The sequence below is a fragment of the Pseudoalteromonas sp. SR43-5 genome (genome assembly GCF_014163835.1).
Lineage (GTDB): Bacteria > Pseudomonadota > Gammaproteobacteria > Enterobacterales > Alteromonadaceae > Pseudoalteromonas > Pseudoalteromonas distincta.
In genome coordinates this window covers 1-1841 of sequence record NZ_JACJEA010000068.1, presented here as the reverse complement: position 1 = coordinate 1841, position 1841 = coordinate 1, and the positions used below count along the sequence as shown (strand labels likewise).

Sequence of the window (1841 nt, the reverse complement as noted above, 5' to 3'; positions counted from 1 at the left end):
CAGGGCACCAGTAATGAAATTGGTGGCACTGTTACACTCACCATCACCGACAGCGCAGGCGCTGTGCAAACCATTGAGACCCTAGTTGGCAGCGATGGCCACTGGAACATTGAGATTCCAGGTGCCCTTGCACAAGGTGACTTTACTGTAAGCGCGAGTATTACTGATGCGGCAGGCAACGAGAGCACAGCAAACAGCAGTGGTAATGTGGATACTATTACGCCAATCGTCACCGTTGATGCACTGGGCTTGGGTAACGACAGCACCCCAGTGATTAGTGGTACTTCAACAGAGCCTGAAGGCACCGTTGTAAACATTGTTATTACTGACAGTAACGGTGATGAACACCCAATCACCGCCACCGTGGATGCAAACGGTGATTGGCAAGCAACCAGCCCTGAATTACCGGATGGAAGCTACACCGTGCAAGCCAGTATCACCGATGATGCAGGCAACACCGGCGGCGCGACACAAACGGGCAACCTAGATACCTTAGCGCCAACACTGACGTTAGACACAGTCGGCGCAACCAACGACAGCACGCCAACAATCAGCGGGACATCGAACGCGCCAGTAGGCACGGTTATAACGATTAACGTCTCGGATGCAGATAATACAGAAACGTTTACTGCAACAGTACAAGCCGATGGCAGCTGGTCAGCCGATGTACCGAACGCGTTAACTGATGGTCCACTTACTATCGAAGCAAGCGTTAGTGATAACGCCGGTAATACCACTACATTAAGTGAAACCGCAACACTCAACACCACGGCCCCAAGCATCAGTATTAATACACTGGTTGACACCAACGACACCACCCCAACCATTAATGGTACAAGCGATGCGGCAGATAACACCACCATTAGCTTAACGTTTGAAGACAGTGCAGGGAATATTACGACTGTTGATACAACCGTAACGGGTGGAGTATGGAGTGTCGATGCACCAACTGATTTAGCCGAAGGCGAATATACTGTCACCGCACAGGTAGATGATGGTCTAGGTAATATCGGCAGCGCCACCGAGACAGGTCAGATAGACCTTACTGGCCCGAGCCTTGTTATTACAGACAACGGTGTAGGGAACGACACCACGCCAACGATTGCAGGTACCAGCGATGCACCGCAAGGCAGTGAAGTAACCATTGTTGTCACCGACAGCAGCGGCGCAGCGCAAACAATGAGCGCCACCGTACTAGCCAATGGTACGTGGTCAATCCCTGTACCGGTAGCCATTGCAGAAGGTGGATACACCATCAGCGCAAGCGTGAGCGATGCAGCAGGCAATGACACCACCGCCACAGGCGCAGGTGAAATAGATACCACTGCACCGACACTTGTACTTACCAGCCCAGGCTCAAGTAATGACATCACCCCGACACTCAGTGGCACAAGTGATGCCGTTGAAGGCACGGTTATTAACTTCACCGTGGTGGACGATCAAGGCAATACACAAACGTTCACTACCACTGTGGATGCCGATGGCAACTTCTCTGTAGAAGTACCGACTGCACTGGCAGAGGGACCATATAGCATCGAAGCAAGTATTAGCGATGTGGCAGGTAACAGCACCGATATTACCGGCAACGGCACCATTGATACCACAGCACCAAGTGTGAGTGTAGATGCGCCATTATTAACAAATGACAGCACGCCAACTGTGACAGGCACCAGTGATGCGCCTAACAGCACCATCACGGTGACGTTTACAGATGCAGCAAATGCCACTCAAAGCATTGATGTACAAACCGATGCCAATGGTAACTGGAGTGCGACACCAACAGGCACATTAGCCGAAGGGAATTATAGCGTTAGCGCCAGCATCACTGATGCAGCGGGCAA

1 protein-coding gene is annotated in these 1841 nt (G+C 51.6%); it reads left to right on the top strand.

Translation table 11 applies throughout. The features are described 5' to 3' along the window. Positions 1-1841, top strand: a 1841-nt coding sequence (locus H5090_RS20490) for an Ig-like domain-containing protein (RefSeq protein ID WP_182696622.1), incomplete at both ends; no start/stop codon positions are given.